At 62.6% G+C, this 18,251-nt stretch carries 17 protein-coding genes; 3 read left to right on the top strand and 14 right to left on the bottom strand.

Annotation, left to right across the window (positions count from 1 at the left end; genetic code table 11):
• Positions 1 to 176: 176 nt before the first annotated feature.
• From JO965_RS37010 to JO965_RS36960, 11 genes are all read right to left on the bottom strand, one after another.
• Positions 177 to 1,253, bottom strand: coding sequence for a maleylacetate reductase (locus JO965_RS37010; RefSeq protein ID WP_203445801.1), 1,077 nt, complete (start codon positions 1,251 to 1,253; stop codon positions 177 to 179).
• Between the two features lie 81 nt (positions 1,254 to 1,334).
• A complete protein-coding gene (locus JO965_RS37005; RefSeq protein WP_203445800.1) occupies positions 1,335 to 2,543 on the bottom strand; it encodes a patatin-like phospholipase family protein in 1,209 nt (402 codons plus the stop codon).
• A gap of 57 nt (positions 2,544 to 2,600) precedes the next feature.
• Positions 2,601 to 3,941, bottom strand: a complete 1,341-nt coding sequence (locus tag JO965_RS37000) for an alginate export family protein (protein ID WP_203445799.1) — start codon at positions 3,939 to 3,941, stop codon at positions 2,601 to 2,603.
• A gap of 274 nt (positions 3,942 to 4,215) precedes the next feature.
• Positions 4,216 to 4,854 carry a hydrolase gene (locus JO965_RS36995; protein ID WP_203445798.1) on the bottom strand — a complete coding sequence of 213 codons (639 nt, stop codon included), beginning with the start codon at positions 4,852 to 4,854 and terminating at the stop codon, positions 4,216 to 4,218.
• Between the two features lie 182 nt (positions 4,855 to 5,036).
• Positions 5,037 to 6,248, bottom strand: coding sequence for an MFS transporter (locus JO965_RS36990; protein WP_246777115.1), 1,212 nt, complete (start codon positions 6,246 to 6,248; stop codon positions 5,037 to 5,039).
• Between the two features lie 187 nt (positions 6,249 to 6,435).
• The gene (locus tag JO965_RS36985) at positions 6,436 to 7,257 is read right to left on the bottom strand and encodes an alpha/beta fold hydrolase (RefSeq protein WP_203445797.1); all 822 of its coding nucleotides are present in this window, start codon (positions 7,255 to 7,257) and stop codon (positions 6,436 to 6,438) included.
• A gap of 90 nt (positions 7,258 to 7,347) precedes the next feature.
• On the bottom strand, positions 7,348 to 8,976 hold the full coding sequence (locus JO965_RS36980; protein ID WP_203445796.1) for an MFS transporter: 1,629 nt from the start codon (positions 8,974 to 8,976) through the stop codon (positions 7,348 to 7,350).
• On the bottom strand, positions 8,973 to 9,398 hold the full coding sequence (locus JO965_RS36975) for a DoxX family protein (protein ID WP_203445795.1): 426 nt from the start codon (positions 9,396 to 9,398) through the stop codon (positions 8,973 to 8,975). Before JO965_RS36975 ends, JO965_RS36980 begins: the two co-directional genes overlap by 4 nt.
• An 11-nt stretch (positions 9,399 to 9,409) precedes the next feature.
• Positions 9,410 to 11,293, bottom strand: coding sequence for an amidohydrolase (locus JO965_RS36970; RefSeq protein WP_246777202.1), 1,884 nt, complete (start codon positions 11,291 to 11,293; stop codon positions 9,410 to 9,412).
• 92 nt (positions 11,294 to 11,385) lie between these two features.
• Complete coding sequence (locus JO965_RS36965) at positions 11,386 to 11,664, bottom strand: XapX domain-containing protein (RefSeq protein ID WP_203445793.1); 279 nt, start codon at positions 11,662 to 11,664, stop codon at positions 11,386 to 11,388.
• Positions 11,665 to 11,757: 93 nt separating this feature from the next.
• Positions 11,758 to 12,441, bottom strand: coding sequence for a hydrolase (locus tag JO965_RS36960; RefSeq protein WP_203445792.1), 684 nt, complete (start codon positions 12,439 to 12,441; stop codon positions 11,758 to 11,760).
• A gap of 192 nt (positions 12,442 to 12,633) precedes the next feature.
• Between JO965_RS36960 and JO965_RS36955 the strand changes: the two genes are divergently transcribed.
• A complete protein-coding gene (locus JO965_RS36955) occupies positions 12,634 to 13,575 on the top strand; it encodes a VOC family protein (protein ID WP_203445791.1) in 942 nt (313 codons plus the stop codon).
• Between the two features lie 126 nt (positions 13,576 to 13,701).
• Here JO965_RS36955 and JO965_RS36950 read toward each other — a convergent pair whose 3' ends face one another.
• The 3 genes from JO965_RS36950 to JO965_RS36940 all read right to left on the bottom strand — a co-directional run bounded on the left by JO965_RS36950 (position 13,702) and on the right by JO965_RS36940 (position 16,356).
• Positions 13,702 to 14,631: a helix-turn-helix transcriptional regulator gene (locus JO965_RS36950; protein WP_246777114.1), complete on the bottom strand. Its 930-nt coding sequence runs from the start codon at positions 14,629 to 14,631 to the stop codon at positions 13,702 to 13,704.
• A 144-nt stretch (positions 14,632 to 14,775) separates the two neighbouring features.
• On the bottom strand, positions 14,776 to 15,693 hold the full coding sequence (locus JO965_RS36945) for a helix-turn-helix domain-containing protein (RefSeq protein WP_203445790.1): 918 nt from the start codon (positions 15,691 to 15,693) through the stop codon (positions 14,776 to 14,778).
• Positions 15,694 to 15,960: 267 nt separating this feature from the next.
• Complete coding sequence (locus JO965_RS36940; RefSeq protein WP_371826971.1) at positions 15,961 to 16,356, bottom strand: DoxX family protein; 396 nt, start codon at positions 16,354 to 16,356, stop codon at positions 15,961 to 15,963.
• A gap of 232 nt (positions 16,357 to 16,588) precedes the next feature.
• Between JO965_RS36940 and JO965_RS36935 the strand changes: the two genes are divergently transcribed.
• Together JO965_RS36935 and JO965_RS36930 are read left to right on the top strand one after the other, a co-directional pair.
• On the top strand, positions 16,589 to 17,521 hold the full coding sequence (locus tag JO965_RS36935) for a ring-cleaving dioxygenase (protein WP_203445789.1): 933 nt from the start codon (positions 16,589 to 16,591) through the stop codon (positions 17,519 to 17,521).
• Between the two features lie 98 nt (positions 17,522 to 17,619).
• The gene (locus tag JO965_RS36930) at positions 17,620 to 18,240 is read left to right on the top strand and encodes an alpha/beta hydrolase (protein ID WP_203445788.1); all 621 of its coding nucleotides are present in this window, start codon (positions 17,620 to 17,622) and stop codon (positions 18,238 to 18,240) included.
• The last annotated feature ends 11 nt before the right edge of the window (positions 18,241 to 18,251 follow it).

Below are 18,251 nucleotides of genomic sequence, written 5' to 3'. Positions count from 1 at the left end.
AGCTCTCGGCATATTCCGAGCGTCTTATTCCGACCTATACAACACGGAATAATCGCTTTTACGAGAGCAATAAGCTTCCCTCCGCCTTTCGGGATCGTCGCCCGCCTACACATGATCGGCTCTCGCTGTGTCTCTTCTGATTGGTTCAAGGCCTAGCCGGGGTGGCGGACCCAACCTTAAGAGTTGAGCCATTTACGTGGGGGATCGCCGTCCCACGCTCGGCTCAGCAGATCCCTCAGGCCTTCTTCCTCGAGTGGGCGGGGATTCCAGTAGGGAGCCGCCACCGCGGCCTTGACGGCCATCTCAATCCCGTCCGCCGGCATGCCGATGTCCCGCAGCGCCTGCTTGGCGCCCAAGCGCCGGGCTAGCGCGAACAGGCCTTGTGCGGCGTTCTCCACTCCCAAGGCGTTCGCTACTCGGTCCATGGCTTCGGGCGCAGCCGAAGCATTGTAGGCGACCGCGTGCGGCAGGATAATGGTATGGGTTTCCGCATGCGGCAGGTTGAAGGAGCCGCCCAGAACGTGACAGAGCTTGTGATGCAGGGCCATGCCGACTGCCCCGAGGCATGCCCCGCACAACCAGGCGCCATAAAGCGCATCCCACCGCGCCGCGCGATCCTGAGGATCGTCCTTGATCCTCGGCAGAGCCCGAGCGATAGCTCTGAGGCCCTCCTCGGCCATCAGGCAGATCACCGGATTGGTTTCCTTGGAGTAGAGTGCCTCGACCGCATGGGCCATGGCGTTCATTCCCGACGTGGCGGCGATGGAGGCAGGCAGCGCCATGGTCAGATCGACATCATAGATGACGACCTCCGGCAGGACCTTCGGCGTACGCTGCGTGATCTTCACGCCCTCCTTGGTCTCCCCCAGGATCGTCGTCATCTCCGAACCAGCGTAGGTGGTCGGCACCGCGATTTGCGGCAAATCGGTCCGCAGGGCGATGGCCTTTCCAAGGCCGATGGTCGATCCCCCGCCAACGGCCACTACGGCATCCACGCCGGCATCCCGAACCACCTGCAATGCGACTTCGGTGACTTCAACCGGGGTATGCATTACTGCGCCGGCATGCACACCGGCGGACAGATTCCCGAGCAGGGCGGCAATTTCATGCGCCAGCGCTTCGCCACGTCCTGGCGTGGAGAGGACAAGGACCCGTCGCACTCCCAAGCGCTCGGCCTCGGCCCTGACCTGCGTGACGGTGCCCTGTCCGAACACCACACGGGAGGGAAGGGTCTCATAGACGAAGGATTGCATCGTCGAACCTCCTCGAGAAGTCAGGCCGCGTCCGGACATCGAACTGCAATCTCTTCTACCGCGAGCGTCTGCCTTTTCGCATCATAAAGCTAGCGCAGGTGCTGGCGGCGGCCCTGAACGCCACCCTTGCCCCGACCGGCCCATCCGCTCGCCGACGCGGAAGAGCTCTTCCATGTACGTGCGATCGAACTCCGATCGAGCGACGTTGGCAAAATCCGGCGGAATGGAGGTAAATAAGACGTTTGCGTTGGTCTCGCCGGCAATCCGATCCAGCCTCCGCAGATCCGCCAGACCCTGATACTTGGTCATGGTCGAGATCGATCGGATCGCAAGGGGAAACGCCCCATCCTCCGTGGGCTTGTAATCGGGCGTGAGCTTGCCGTTCCGGATCACATAGAGGGTTCGCTCTCTCGCACGGCCAAATGCCAGCTGCTCGAAGCGGGTGAAGCGTGTCCGGGGTGGCGCAAAAAAGAGTTGAGCCGTGACGCCACCATCGACATGCAGCTCGTCGTAGACCCGTCCATTGGCATTCACCTGTATTCGCACAGGAGGGAATACCCCGGGGATCGCACTCGACGCGAGCAGAACTCGCACAATGAGATCCCGACGGTCAGGCTGCTGGCTCGCCGCGATCGCCGAAAGATCCCAGATTACGGGACGCTGTGCGTCAATATTGGTGGTCTGCACGAGGAGGCGGCGCCCTATCGAATACTCCCGTGCGATCGCATTCAAGACATCATCCGTCATGTACTGCTCGATCAATCGCTTAAGTGGGGCCGTGTCGTACAAGGACGAGCCAAGCAATCCGAGGAGGCCGCGATCAATAACGAGGTCACTGTCGCCGTACTTCGTGTACAGGTCCTTCAGAACGCTGTCATACTGCGACCCGAGGAAGGCGAACGGCGCTGCCAGGGCACCTGTCGAGACACCTGTCACCACCTCGAACTGAGGACGCCGTCCACTGGAACTCCATCCAGTGAGGAAGCCGGCCGCATACGCGCCATCGCCGCCGCCCCCTGAGATGGCCAGAAAGTCGGCCTTTCGGGTGCTGGCCGCGCGTTCACCAGCGAGAGCAGCCGCCTTAACCTGACGGTATTGTCGGCGGATGACAGCCTCGATCGTCGGTGTGACCTCGTCGCCCCAGAAGCGGATATCGCCATAACCAGCGACCCGAGCCCCCTCGAGCTGCGGTTCCGGTACAGCCGCGCGATCACCTGTGGTCACGCACCCACTCATCATCGCCGCGAGGGTCACGATGAAAGCCACGCGGGCTGGAACGCCATAGATCACGTCTGGACTCCCGGATAGTGCTTCGCTTGAGTTTTAATCTGAACGAACAACCTGCCTCTAGAATTTTAGGACGGTCTCGAACCCGACGAAGTGAGCCGTCTTGGACGGGCCGGTGTCCTTGATGAACTGTCCCGGCACGAATACCGAATAGGCAAGTTCAGCGCTGAACCACCGGGTGGGCTCCCATCCGAGGACTACATCCGCTTGGGTTCCGATGTAACGGGCGTGGCTGTTATCGGACGGCCGCACCAGACCGCCGGCACTATCGTAGATGCCGTCACCCAGGCTCTCCCGCCAATAGAACACCGCTGCTCCCGACAGCGTCCACTGATCATTCAGGTGGAGGGTCAGGTTAGGATGGAGATCCATCAGATTGTATGGCCCGATCAGGCCGATCTCGCCGAAGTATTTCCCTCTCGGAAACAGAGCGTTGAATGTCTGCAGGTTCGGATTGTTAGGATTGCGATCGCCGCTGATGATGTTGGCCCTCAGGCCAACCCGCGGGCTGAAGGTCAGGTCCGTGAACGTGTAGCCGGTGTCGGAGGCGACCGACCAGGCACGGATGTTGCCGCCGTCAAAGCTGCCGAATTGGAGCATCGCCTCAAAATTCCAGTCCCAGCCCTGCGCTTTGCCGAAGAACCGGCTGCCGAGCGTGTGCCGCACCTCATCGCCAGCCCCCTGGTTGAACACCGCATCAATGTTGCGATAGCCAATATAGTAGAGGTCGAGCCCGGATGTCGGGCTAATCTCCTCCAGGGTGCGGGTGGCGTAGACCGACCACAGCGACCGCTCCTCGTTGAAGCGGTCGTTGAAGCTGTCGACTTTGTTCCGCACCGGTCGGGCATAGAACGTGTCGACTCGCCAGGGACCCGCTTCAACGGATGCCAATCCTGCGTCGAACGAGCGGAGCACGTTGGGACCGTACCGCAAACTGATCAGCCGCTCCGACCCGTAGGACAGCAGTTGGCGTCCGCCTCGCAGGGTCAGATTGGCATCCTCGCCGAGCGGCAGCTTGAGTTCGCCGAAGCCCTGAAGGAACTCGAGCCCGGTCTCATCGACGCCGGTGACCGGAGTTTCCTTGCCCGTAGCCCAGGCTCCGATCATCTGACCGAACAGGCGCACATTTGGCCCGAGATGCAGGTCGGCATAGGGCAGCACCCGGTACCATTGGTAATTCTCGACCGGGACCTCGCCCCAGTTGAAGTTCCGGTAGGCTTCCTCCCTGAACCGGAGCTCGGCCCCAAAGCTTAGAAAGCTGGTCCCCGTGGGATCAAGCGGAATGTACTTGAACGGCTCCCACCACGCGCCGGTCCGGTTGGCCGGGTTTTGCAGGTACGAGTAGTCTTCCGTGTAACGGAGATTGGTGAGAGGTGGCGCCGGCACCTTGCTCGCGGACACGCTCCGATCGCCAGCTGACGTAGTCTCGCCCACAGATTGGGCGGCTGCTCCCGGGGCTGCCGCCAGAGCAATCGCCAGCAGAGCGACTCTCGGCGTCCATGAGACAACGACCGAACGGAACCGGGACCGCGCTCTTGGATCTTGAGAAGCTCTAGAGCTGGTAGTGTCGGTCACCGCACAGGACATGCCGTTCTTCCGTTTCATCTGGGTAAGGCCCCTCCGCACATGTCAGCAGGACAGCGGACAAGCCGTAGAGGGCGCTGTGTTGGAACGATCACACGGTGCCTGGAGGCTTGATCATGTCGCGGGCGTAGCTGAGGCCGATTCCGTAACCGCCGCCGTAGGTCTCCACGATGGAGCGTGCACCGTCATAGGTCTCGTGACGGGTCCAATCGCGCTGCAGTTCGAGCAGCACCTGGATCCACGACGTCATGCGTGCACCGGCGGATTCCATTCGGCGCAGAGCAAGTTCATGGCTGATGGATGTCAGACCTCCGCATGCATCCGCAACGACGTAGACGTCATAACCCTCAGCCAACGCTGAAAGCACGGCGAATGAGACACAGGCCTCCGTGAGAAGGCCAGAGACCAAAAGGCGTCGTCGACCCGAGGATACGACTGCCGCACGGGCCGCCTCGTCTTCCCAGACGTTCATGCTTTTGCGGTCGACCGCTTGCACATCCGGAATGACCTTCTGGATCGCGGGCATGAGAGGTCCGCTATAAACCCTCGTCGCCGATGTCGAAACAATGACGGGAACCCCGAAGACAATGGCGGTCCGAGCGAGAGCGGCGGTGTTGTTGAGCAACGTCTGACGGTCGATGGACTCCACCGCGAACGCGAGACCTGCCTGATGATCGATCAGCAGCAATGCGCATTCCGATGGCGTCAGAAGAGATGGGATGTTCGTCATGGATCTTCCTCGGGTTAATTAATGGCAGACGATGCGAATGCATCGAGCGAGTTTCATGGGCGACCTTGTTAGGATCCAAACGGGGGTCCGCGATTGCCGACTGGGCAGCATTGCTACAACGCGCGGGCGTTCACCCTCGCCAGCCATCGGCTCCAATTGAATAGTTCTTCGAACTCATCGTTCTACCTTCCATGAGGAGCAGCGGCAGCACGCTTAGCGCATGAGAAGCTGAAGAATTGCATTGCGCTGGCCAGTACTCCGAAGGCGAGGCCGAGACCGACGACTCCGGCCCAACCTCCCGCTTGCCAAGCGGCGGTTGCCGCAGCCGATCCGAGCGCTCCGCCGAGGAACATCGAGCCCATCAGGATTGTATTGAGGCGGGCGCGAGCGTCTGGTTGGAGCGCGAAGACGATGTGCTGATTGGACACCAGAGCCGATTGCATCGCGAAGTCCAGAAGGATCACGCCGACGACCAGACCAGCCAGCGACGTCCACAGGCCAAACACGATCCATGAGGCGAGCGTGAGCGCAGCGCCCATCGCAACAACCGGAGCCGGCCCCCGCGCGTCGGAGAAGCGGCCGGCAAGGGGAGCGGCGAAAATGCCGACAGCGCCGATGATGCCGAACAGGCCGGCCACGTCCGCACCCAGGCCGAATGGCGGTTCTTGAAGCCGAAAGGCCAGGATCGTCCAGAAGGCGGTAAAGGCTGCGAAGATCAGGGCCTGGGTAATCGCGGCAAACCGCAGCGCGGGAAATTCCTGCCAGAGGTGAACAAGGGAGTGCAACAGGCGGCCATAGCCGAGGCGTGAGGTCGGTGGACTATTCGGTAGCACGATCATCATCAGCCCGCCCGCCACAAGAGCCATCGGAACACCGAGCCAGAACATCTCGCGCCAGCCGCCATGGGTCGCCACGAAGCCGGCGAGCGTCCGGCTCAGCAAAATTCCGGTCAGAATGCCGGCCAGAATGGTGCCGACTACCGCACCGCGGCGCTCAGGAGCGGCAAGATGCGCCGCCAGCGGAACAATTTGCTGTGCCACCGTCGATGCAACACCGAGGACGAGGGAGGCAATCAGGATCAACGGCGCGTTCGGTGCGATAGCGGCCAGGGCGAGCGCCAGAGCCAGAACGCCGAACTGGACGACGATCAGACGTTTGCGTTCGAGAATATCCCCGAGCGGAACCAATAGAAACAGGCCTGCGGCATAGCCCAGCTGCGTGGCCGTCGGGATCAGCGATGACAAGTGTCCGGGAATATCCGCCTCGATGAGGCCCAGCATCGGCTGATTGTAATAGATGTTTGCGACCGCGATCCCTGCAGCAATCGCCATGACGTAAATCACCGACCGGCTGACAGCTGAAGACTGGTGGTTCACCGCGTTGGTTTGGTCCATGGTCCGAATTCCAGAGATCCGATTGTCGGGTCAGCTTCGATCCCGCTGAGGTGGCTCGCGATGATGTGCTCTGTGAGCTATGAACTCGTCGGCTGAGGATCGCGGATGGTGTCGAGCAAAATCCGACGTGACAGACGGATCTTGCTCGACACGTTTAGGAGGTGGTCTCGCGGTTGCGGAGCCGGGACTACTTGCGGATGAAGGCCAGCAAGTCGGCGTTCACCTGATCCTTGTGTGTCGTGCACGTGGCGTGCGGGGCGCCGGGATAGACCTTGAGCTGTGCACCGGGAACAATGCTCGCGGCCAGTTTTCCCGTCGGTCCGATGGGGACAGTCTGGTCGTCGTCGCCATGGATGATAAGGGTCGGAACGGTGATCTCGGCCATTTCTCGCCGGAAATCGGTTTCAGAGAACGCCGTGACACAGTCGATCGTGCCCTTGATGGACGCCTGCAGCGCGATCTGCAGCGTCTGGGTCAGGACGCCTTTCGATACCTTGCTGCCCGGCCGGTTCGTGCCATAGAAGATCGTGTTGAAATCATCCAGGAACTGTGGACGGTCGTTGGCGATACCGGCGCGGATGCCCTCGAACACGTCCGCCGGAACACCGTCCTGATGATCTTCGCTCTTGATGAACAAGGGGGTCACCGCGCTGATCAGCACCAGCTTGGCGACCCGGCCGCTCCCGTGGCGGGTGAGATAGCGAACGACATCGCCGCCACCCATGGAAAAGCCCACCAGGACCACATCCTTCAGATCGAGACGTTCGATCAACTGAGCGATGTCGTCCGCGAAAGTGTCGTAGTCATAACCGTCCCACGGCTGACTCGACCGGCCGAAACCACGGCGGTCGAAGGCCACGGCGCGATAGCCGTTCTGGGCCAGATGCAGCATCTGGTACTCCCACATATCGGCGCTGAGCGGCCAGCCGTGGCTGAACAGGATTGGCTGACCGGATCCCCAGTCCTTGTAATAGATCTCGGTGCCGTCCTTTGTCGTGATTGTACCCATGCTGGGTCCTTCGCTTGGTTGTGTGACTTGGGTGAGAGGGAGAGTGAGTTGCCGGCGCCCAGACACCGCGAGGGCGTCTGCGCCGGGAACTCAATGGGCCCGTCGGCCAGTGCGGTCGACCGTCAGGAAGTGCTGGACCAGGGGCGGCTCACCGCCCTGGTGGAAGCGGCGTGTCTCAGCCTGGATGTCGGCGTCCGCCTTCGAGACCCGCTTGTGCTGGCGCATATGCTCCGCCCAGGACTCGACGAAGAACCACTCGACGATGTGCTCGGGATCGGCCGCGTCCTCGGAGACGCCCCAGGCATAAGCGCCATCGCGGCGGCGCCCTTCGGAGAGACGCTCGAGCACGGTCAGGAAGGCGGCGCGGTCGGCTTGCTGGATACGGTAGGTCACCATGATCATGACCGGTCCCCGATCGTTCGCGACGGGTTCAGCCATGGCCGGCTCGGGCCAGTGCAGCGACGGGGTGAGATCGCCTTCGCCGCTCGGCAGAGGAGCGCGGTGAACCAGGACTGCAACAATTGTGAGAGTGATGCCGGCGACGATCAGCGTGGTATCGGTGCCGATCTCCTGGGCAAGGAAGCCCCAGCCCAGGCTGCCTGCGGCCATGGCGCCGTTAAAGGCGGTGAGATAGATCGCGAGACCACGCCCTCGGATCCAGTTCGGCAGAATGGCCTGCATGGTGCTGTTGAGCGTCGTCAGCATCGCGATCCACGCGACGCCAAGCACGAAGGTCGCCATGAGTGCCACAATCTCAAAATTGGTCAGCGCGAGCAGAGCCGTCGATCCGGCTGTGACGAGTGATGCGACCAGCACCAGTCGATCCTGCCCCAGCCGAGAGCGAACGCGCGGCAGCAGAACCGCTCCCAGGATAGCACCGGCCCCGACGCTGCCGAGCATCAGACCGTAGAAGCTCGGCCCTCCGCCGATCTCCTGTCGGGCCACGATGGGGAGCAGGGCCCACACAGCGCTGGCGAAGGAGAAGAACAGGACCGCACGCCATAGGATGCGGTGAAGATCATGGCTGGCCCGGGCATACCGCAGGCCGGCCCGCAAAGCCCCACCGAAATGCTCCCGCAGGCCGTCATCGGCATCAGCCTCGCGTCGCCACCACAGCAGGGCGCCCCCGACAAGAAGATAGGTCAACACGTCGAGGCCATAGACTGCGGCGGCTCCGAAGCCTGCCAGCAGGAAGCCTCCCAGGGCGGGTCCGATGGACCGTGCGATGTTGATGCCCAGCGAGTTGAGCGCGATAGCGCCTTTGAGGTCTGATCGCGGAACGAGTTCCGGGGTGATCGCCTGCCAGGCAGGCGTTGCGAGCGCAGCCCCGACACCGCCGAGGAAAGTGAGAACAACCAGGCTCTCGACCGTAACCGATCCCGTCCAGGCCAGCACGGCGAGCAGAGAGCTCACGGTCCCAAGCATGATCTGGATGGCAAGGAGAAAGCGGCGCCGGTCGAGGATGTCGGACAGGACGCCTGCCGGAATGGCCAGGAGGAAGACCGGGAGCGTTCCGGCCGCCTGAATCATGGCGACTGCCGCCGGCGAGGCGGAGAGCTCCGTCACCAGCCAGGAGGAGGACACATCGCGCATGAAGGTGCCGACGTTGCCGAGCACCGTCGCGGTCCAGATCACCGCAAAGAGACCGTGCCTTAGCGGGGCAAAGGTGCCGGGCGGAGGCGGTGGGACCGCCTGCTCAAGGGTCGTGCCTTGGGTCATGACCGTGTCCTCCGTTGGTTGACGAACAGAGCGGCAAGGGCGAGTCCGCCCACGATGGCAACGTGCTCGAAGAAGGTTGCGGTCTGGCGGCCCCGATCCGAGCCCTCGAACATCCAGAACGGATGCGCGAGCAAGGTGGCCATGACGGTGAACACGGCCAGGATGCCGGCGCCAAGCCAGCAGTAACGACGAGTGAGGAAGAGAGCGGACCCGCCGAGTTGCGTCAGGGTGACGGCGGCGGCGATCAGCCCTGCGGGCTGGAGCCCCAGCCCCGTGACCTCGGCGGTGGCTCCGCCGAAATCCGTGAGCTTCACGATCCCGCTGATCAGGAACGGCGAGGCGAGCGCAAGGCGCGCCAGATAATCGAACCCGGGCAGAGCCAGCAGCCGGCCGATCGGACGGGGAACTGCGACGTCAGTCATGGCGCCCTCCGTCAAAACGCCCAGCACGAGCAGCCCAGCACGCCCCAGAACGAGCGGGCGTCGGATGCAGGTGTGTTGGCAGCCCAGGCGCTGGCATGGCTGTGGCCATGCACGCCACAGGAATTGGCACAGGCGCAGGCCGCTGCCGCGAAGGCGTATTTGCGGTCGGCATCGAGCCCGGCACGCCGCTCCTGGTAGCCGCCGAAGGTGCCAACGGGCGACCAGTCCGGCATGGGAGGAGGCAGGGAGGGCGCGAGATCTTTGAAGTCGGCGTCGCCATGCACGGGCTTGCCACCGAGCAACGTCAGAACCGAGGTGATGTCCTGGATCGCGTCCTCCGGAACGGAGAAGTAGTCATCGGACAGCACCGCCAGATCGGCCAGTTGGCCCTCGGCAATCCGACCCTTTTTGGTCTCCTCGTTGGAGAACCAGGTGTTGGCCTCGGTCCACAGCCGAAGGGCACTTTCGCGATCGAGGCGATTGGCTGCTGGATAAAGCGTCAGACCACCCAGCGTCTTGCCGGTCACGAGCCAGGACAGCGACACCCACGGATTGTAGGAAGCAACACGTGTGGCGTCCGTGCCGGCGCCCACCGGCACGCCAGCCTCCAGCATGCGCTTGATGGGCGGTGTGCGCTCGGCCGCCCTGGCACCGTAGCGCTCGACGAAGTCCTCGCCCTGGAACGCCATGCGGTGCTGGACCGCGATGCCGCCGCCAAGGGCCGCGATGCGGTCGATGTTGCGGTCATCGATGGTCTCGGCATGATCGAAGAACCAGTGCAGGCCGTCGAAGGGAATGTCCCGGTTCACCTTCTCGAACACGTCGAGCGCCCGCGTGATGGTCTCGTTGTAGGTGGCGTGCATGCGCCACGGCCAGCGGTTCTCGGCCAGCAGGCGAACGACGGGCTCCAGGTCGCCCTCCATGTTGGGCGGCATCTCGGGCCGTTCGACCTTGAAGTCCTCGAAGTCGGCGGCGGAGTACACCAGCATCTCGCCGGCGCCGTTGTGGCGGTAGAGATCGTCACCCTGACCTGGTTTGACCTGCTTGGCCCAGGTGTCGAAGTCCTTCAGCTCTTCCTTTGGCTTCTGGGTGAAGAGATTATAGGCCAGGCGCACCGTGAGCTGGCCGTCCCGGTGCAGCTCCTCGATGATCTGGTAATCGTCCGGATAGTTCTGGAACCCGCCGCCGGCATCGATCACGCCGGTCACTCCGAGCCGGTTCACCTCGCGCATGAAGTGGCGCGAGGAGTTCTTCTGGTACTCGGGCGGAAGCTTCGGACCCTTGGCGAGGGTTGCATACAGGATCGTGGCGTTGGGCTTGGCGATCAGCAGGCCGGTGGGATTGCCGTTCGCATCCCGCTGGATCTCACCGCCGGGCGGGTTCGGGGTGTCTTTGGTGTAGCCTACTGCCCGCAAGGCAGCGCCGTTCAACAGGGCACGGTCATATAGGTGGAGGATGAAGACCGGCGTGTCAGGAGAAACGGCGTTGATCTCATCGAGCGTCGGCAGACGCTTTTCAGCGAACTGATGCTCGGTGAAGCCGCCGACGACGCGCACCCATTGCGGGGCTGGGGTGCGGTCGACCTGTTCTTTCAGCATCAGCATGGCGTCGGCTAGAGAGCGGACGCCGTCCCAGCGCAGCTCCATGTTGTAGTTGAGGCCGCCACGGATGATGTGCATGTGGCTGTCGATCAGACCCGGGATGACGCGCCGGCCCTTGAGGTCGATCCGCTGCGTGGTCGGTCCGGCGAGAGGCATCACCTCCTGCTCGTTGCCGACCGCGGCGAAGCGCCCGTCCCGGATGAGGAGCGCCGATGCTTCGGGCTGCTGGCGGTCAAGGGTCGTGATCCTCCCGTTGAACAGGATGAGGTCGGCTTGCATGGACGTGTCTCCCATCGGGGATCGGGTTGCGTCTGAAGCATTGGCGGGCGCGGTTGACCCGTGAAGGACAAAGCCTGCGGCGGCACCGAGAAACGTGCGACGTGTGGTCATGAGGCTTTATCCTGGGCATCAGCCGTCTGGTTGGAGGGGCTTGCCCCTTGTGGCAGGTGGCCGAAGACATGCGGACGCACTTGATGCGACCAGGACCGCGTCGGTGACTCCTTCTGCCAGAAGCTCTTGACGAGAGGCGGGATCTGCTCGCCGACCAGAATGCCGAGCAGACCCACCAGGGCGACCACCGGCGGCGCCGGCGAGCGCACGTTGATCAGGCTGTAGATGATGCCGACCAGCAGGCCGGCTCCAAGTGACAGAAGGTAGACTTTCAACAACGCCTCCCTGAGGATTGCACAAGGAGGGGCGACGCATCGATGCCGATACGGCGCCCCTTCGGCAGGGACGGGACACCTGTACCAAGTAGCTTATTCGGCAGCGACGGCCGACGAGCCGTGAGCGCCTTCGCTGGCGCCGAACATGGTCTTGGCGTAGATGATGCCGAGGCCGTAGGAACCGCCGAACTTTTTCGCGATGCCGGTGGTCATGTCGTAGGTCTCGGTGCGGGCCCAGTCGCGCTGCAGTTCGAGCAGGTATTGCAGCGAGGTCATCGGCCGAACGCCAGCCTGGATCATGCGTTCCACGGCACGCTCGTGGGCTTCGGTCGAGACGTCGCCACAGGCATCGGTGATGATGTAGACCTCGAAGCCCTGATCGAGGGCCGAGAGGGTCGGGCCGACGATGCAGACGGAGGTCCAGAGGCCGGCGAAGACCAGGCGGTTCTTGCCGATCAGGTTCACCTCGTCGATGACAGCGGCGTCCTCCCAGGTGTTCATGGAGGTGCGGTCCAGGAGGTTCTGGCCCGGGAAGGCGTCGGTGATCTCGGAGAACATGGGGCCCGAGAAGCTCTTCTCCGCAACCGTGGTCAGGATCGTGGGCACCTTGAAGCCGGCGGCGGCCTCGGAGATCAGGGCTGCGTTGTTGCGCAGGTTCACCGCGTCGATGGACTTGGTCGCGAACGACATCTGCGACTGGAAGTCGATTAGGATCAGCGCGTGATCGGTGGGGGTGATAAGCTTCGAGCCGGGAGTGGGAGACGCTTTGATCGCCATAGTCTGTCCTCTTGTGGTGCGAACTGCCGCAGGACAATTGCGTCATCGAGCCTCGAAATCTTGGACATCCTGAAACTCGGTTGGACAATCTGGTCGTCTCGTGACGGGAAAAGCCGAAAATCGCCAAAGAGTGCAAGACAAACCTTTCTCGGTGCAATTAGGGTCTAGGAAAGGATGCACTGGAGGGAGCCCATGGCCGGCCGCGGCCTACATCACGTCACGCTGATCTCGAGCGACGCCGAGCGGAGTTGGTGGTTCTACGCACGCCTGCTCGGAATGAGGCTCGTGAAGCGGACGGTGTCCCACCAGGACCCCGGCACGTTCCACCTCTGCCTTGGCGACGAGACCGGCCGGCCCGGCACACTGTTCACCCTGTTTCCATGGCAGCGCGTGCAGCGTGGGAGACGCGGGGCTTGCGAGGCATGGCAGACATCGTTCCGGATCCCAGCAGGCTCGCTGGATTATTGGACGCGACGCCTCAATATGGCGGACGTTCATCATCGGGTCAGCCAGACCGTATTCGGTGAGAATTGCCTGACCTTCGAGGACCCAGATGGCGCATTGCTCGCCCTTGTGGAAGCGGGCCTGCCAGCGCAGCCAACAGCTTGGCGCCATCCCGAAATCCCCGCGTCCTATGCTCTCCAAGGACTTCACGATCTTGTCTTGAAGGTGCGCGAGGCTGACCCGCTGAGCGAGTTGTTTCGGGAGATCCTAGGCTTTGCCGAGATTGGCCGTCACGGTGGACTCGTCCGGCTTCGGGCGCATGATGAGCCTGGCGGCACGATCACGCTTGACGGGTCCGGACCGCTCGCACGCGGCCAGCTTGGAGCAGGAAGCATTCACCATCCCGCTTTCCGCGCCTGTAACGCAGCCGATCAGGATGCTCTGGTCCAGGCTCTCCACGACCGGTACGGGATCGCTGCAACAGAGCCCAAGGATCGAGTCTATTATCGATCCGTCAACTTTCGCTCGACCTGCGGCATCCTCCTGGAGATCGCGACGGACGGGCCGGGCTTCGATGTGGATGAAAGCTTTGAGACTCTGGGCAGGAGCTTAAGGCTGCCGCCTAATCTTGAGGCGCGTCGGGCCGAGCTTCAGCGGCTTTTGCCGTCACTTCCAACCCCTGACATCTAAGGGCCCATGCCTGATAGCCAGAGGTCTGTGGCCACGCAAACCCAGCGTGCCCCCTCCGCACGCACAGTTTGCTTGGAGTCGCCTCATCGCCGTAATCCCAGAGACGCCACGAGGGGCGTCTCTGCTTCACTGGAGCATCGACCTGCGCCAGACGCCGGGGCTTGAGCCAACACAACGCGTAAACACACGCGTGAAGTAGCTTTGGTCTCCGAAGCCACAGATGAGAGCGATGTCGGCCAGGGACAGGGTTGAGGACGAAAGAAGGCTCTTCGCCTCCTGCACACGAATATGGGTCAGATACTGGTGCGGGCTCATACCTGTCGTTCGGCGGAAGGCCTTGGCGAAATAGCTCGGCGTGAGCCGGCATTCGCGTGCAACGTCGGCAATCGTCACACGGGCAGCAAGTCGGGAATGCATGATCTCCTTGGCACGGCGCTCCTGCCACGATGCAAGCTTGCCAGTGTCAGGAACCGGGGGAAGGTGCATGCCTCCATAGCCTTCGGCGAAATAGGTCAACAGGCTCAGGGCCAGCTGATCGACGAAAAGCTGATTGGTTTGGGCCAGCTCCGGCGGTGCCGACAGAAGGAACGCACACATTGATCCGAGAATGGGGTCAGGGGTATCGGGCAAGGCGCGCAGGGCCGAAACCGGTGAGGCGCCACGCTCATAGGCCAAATCGTCCAGAGCCTCCTTGCGCATGTAGAACTGCACGCCGTCATACGGTCCCCGGATACGACTGCGGGGGTCTTCCGACAGGTCGGCTGCGCTGACGGTTCCGGCCGCGAAGCCCCGGGCGTACCGCATGCGGCCATTGAGCCAGAACTCATGCTCCTCGACATCCTTCAACTTGTAAGAGGCGCTGAAGGCAGCCTCGGGTTCGATCAGAACCGTGCGCTCCCGGTCCTGGCGCATACAGGTCAGCCGGGTCACGGCGAGGGAAAGACGATCCCCCTTCGAGACCTGTAGAATGTTCTGGCTAACCATATCGAGATGGCGTCCAAGCCGCTGGCCAAATAGCCCGGGGCGTGTGTTCTGCTGAAGGATTTCCATTTTCATGTTGCCATCAACAAGCTTCGTGTCGGGGAGAGTGACGCCACTGGACCTCGGAATATTGTACGTTTCAGCGCATTTTTGAACGTTTCCTTCGCGGTTGGCGGAGCGGTTCTCAGGTCGCAAAACACTGCGTTACGTGTTCGGCGATCACCCGCGATCCGAATGACGCCAAACCCTCGGGGTGACACCTGTCATGCTGGTGAACACGCGCGTGAGATGACTTTGATCGGCGAATCCACAGGCCTGGGCGATCTGTGCCAGCCCAAGTCTCGGATCACGCAACAGGTCCTTGGCGATGTCGACGCGCCGCATCAGCAGCCAGCGCTTGGGATTGACACCGGTCGAGCGCTTGAATTGTCGGGCGAAATGGCCTGGTGAGAGCATGCACTCACGGGCGATCTCCGAGATGGAAATATCACCGTCGAGATTGGCTTCGAGAAGCTCCTGTGCACGACGAAGCTGCCAGGAAGCCAAGCCCCCTCGCACCTTTTCCGGCGGAGAGAACCCTCCACCGTACTTGTGCGCCACGTGCGCACACAAGGCCAGCGACAGGTGATCCACGAACAATCGGCTCACCTCATTGGGCCTGTCGAGCGCGGGAAGAAGGAGCTTTCCAATGCCCGAGATGACGGGGTCATCAACGCCGACGCCGATTGGTCCAGTCAAATCCTTAATCGCCGGGATTGAGTGAGCGGCCGCGAGTTTGTCGAGAAAGCTTTGGGGAATGTGGAATTGAATGAAATCGAAGGGATCTTCCAGATAGGCCTCGACCTCGTGCCGCAGATCGTAGAACACGCTATGATTCTCCCAGAGCTGTTCCTGCTTGTGGCTCCGCCCATCAAGCCAGAGCTCACCTTTCTGGAAGTTCATGAGTTCAAATGAGATGGCGTAGCCATCCTGTGCCGGAACAGGTGAAACAAAACCGTATTTCGCTCCGGCAGCGACGCGGGCGATCGTAACCCCGTTGGATTGGGGTAGGGAGAGCGACACAATTGAGCCCTCCCTTGGCCTCCAGTGGTCCTTGTACCGAGAACCGTAATGGGCGGACCCAAGGGCTTCCTGCATTCAAAATCTCCTAGCCCCCTGTAACCGGCCCGAATGTGACGCAAGATCAACAGGCACAGACCTCCAAGACTCTACCCATGATGTCAACCCATGTGCCTGGGGCGAGCCTGTAATGCTCTACGGTCCCGCCCTGACCGTCAGCGCGAGAGATTTCTGCATCGCCAACGCTCCAGGCAATGGTCCTGAACGGGTCAACCGTCCTAGATCTTCATGTGCTGGGGCGGCGGCGCGGGTTGGCGCCGGTCGCCGGATTCAGATGTTGCTGGATCAGCCAATTCGCGGGCGGAGCGAGGCTGCCGGAGCCGCTTGGAAGGCAACCGGCTTTACGGCGAAGACGCCGTCGCCGATCAGGACGTGAACTACAGCCGCAAGGGCGAGGAACGCCGGATACTCCCAGCCGCCGTTCGGGGCGTTGAACACCCAGCCGTTCGGCGCATGGACGAGAAAGGCGCCAAGCAGGACCGGCAGCAGGGCGACCGAGACGATGCGGGCATAGAAGCCGGCGAGGATGGCAAGACCACCGATCAGTTCGGCCAGTATAATCGGCCAGGCGAGGAAGCCGGGGAAGCCGACCTGGCTAAGGAAGCCGGCGAAACCCGGTACCGTGAACACGGCGAGCTTCAGGTAGGCGTGGGCAATGAATATGATGCCGAGGCTGGCCACGCAGGGCGAAGGCGCCATAGGGAGCGAAGCGATTGTCGATCATGGGTCTATCTCCAGGACCGGAAGTGGTCCGCTGGCGTCAAATCTGATCCTTTCGGAAATGCAAATCAATCGACTGATAAGCAACATTTATCTTGCATATATGCAATCGAAATTGCATGGCGCTCGTCCGGGTTCGGCTTATGTCTTGAAGCATCCCAGGGCGGGTATCGCCCGATGAAAGGACACGACAATGCGCCAGAACGGCATCCACCACATCACCGCCATTGCTGGCCCCGCACAGCGCAATCTCGACTTCTACACCCGCGTTCTTGGGCTGCGCCTGGTTAAAAAGACCGTCAACTTCGACGATCCCGGCACCTATCACTTCTACTACGGCGACGAGGCCGGTCAGCCTGGGACGATCCTGACCTTCTTCCCATGGGAGCATGCCGCTCCGGGACGGCTCGGCGTCGGTGAGACACAGGAGACTGTCTTCCGGGTGCCCGAGGGCGCCATCGGCTACTGGACGCATCGCCTGGTCGAGAAGGGTGTGACGCACGAGGCGCCCCAAAAGCGCTTCGGCGAGACCGTGATCGCGTTCAAGGATCCGGATGGCATGCGTTTGGCGCTTGTCGCCGTGCCCGACATCGAGAACGAGCCGGCGTGGACCACCGGCGAGATCCCGGCCGAGCATGCGATCCGCGGCTTCCACAGCGCCAGCCTGCTGGTGGCGAACGCCGCCCCCACGGGTGCGATCCTGACCGACATCTTCGGGTTTACCGAGGTCGCAAGGGAAGGCTCGGTGATCCGCTTCAAGGCGGGCGACACGGCACTCGGCGGCATCATCGACCTGCGTGAGGCGGAGAACTTCCCGCGTGGCCGCTCTGGTGCCGGAACGGTGCACCACATCGCCTTCCGCGCCGCCAGCGACGCTGTGCAGGCCGAGATGGTCAAGAAGCTCGCCGCGAACCACGGCATCCGCGCCACGGAACAGAAGGACCGCGACTACTTCCGGGCGGTCTACTTCCGCGAGCCGAACGGGATCCTGTTCGAGATCGCCACCGACGATCCGGGCTTCGCCGTCGACGAGCCGGTCGAGTCGCTCGGTCAGGCCCTGAAGCTGCCCCGCTTCCTGGAGCCGAAGCGCGAGAAGATCGAGGCCGTGCTGCCGAAGGTCGCCTGACCCGACGTCATCCCATCCTGCCGCTAGGTCCGTTCCGGCGGCAGGGACACTTTCCCGTTCCGCATCGCCAGGCCAGCAAGGTCCCGATCGAGGTTGCCATGATCACCACGACCGAACTCTCGTTCATCCATCGCTTCAAGCCGGCCTCTGAGCCCGGCAAGCCGCCGATCCTGCTGCTGCACGGCACCGGCGGCAATGAGGACGATCTGCTGCCGCTTGGGGACATGATTGCCCCGGGCTCTGCGCTTCTCTCTCCGCGCGGCAAGGTGCTGGAGGGCGGCATGCCGCGTTTCTTCCGCCGTCTTCGCGAAGGCATCTTCGATGAGGAGGATGTACGCCGTCGCGCCGGCGAGCTCGCCGACTTCATCGCCGAGGCGCGGGAGGCCTACGGTCTGGCGGCACCCATTGCCGTCGGTTTCTCGAATGGCGCCAACATCGCCGCCGCCGTGTTGCAACTCCGGCCCGAGGCTCTTGCTGGGGCTGCCCTGCTGCGGGCGATGGTGCCGTTGCAGGATCCGCCGGCAGCCGACCTCACTGGTAAGCCGGTGCTGATCCTTTCAGGTGCCTCCGATCCCATCGTGCCGGCGGATAACGCCAAGCGGCTGGCCTCGCTGCTGAAGGGCTCTGGCGCCACCGTTGAGCACCGGGTGCTCCCCACGGGCCATGGGCTGTCCCAGACCGACGTGGCCCTCGCCAAGGCCTGGATTGACAAACTCTAAACATTCCCGGC

The organism is Microvirga sp. VF16 (assembly GCF_016864375.1).
GTDB lineage: Bacteria > Pseudomonadota > Alphaproteobacteria > Rhizobiales > Beijerinckiaceae > Microvirga.
This window is presented reverse-complemented; position numbering and strand designations above follow the sequence as displayed.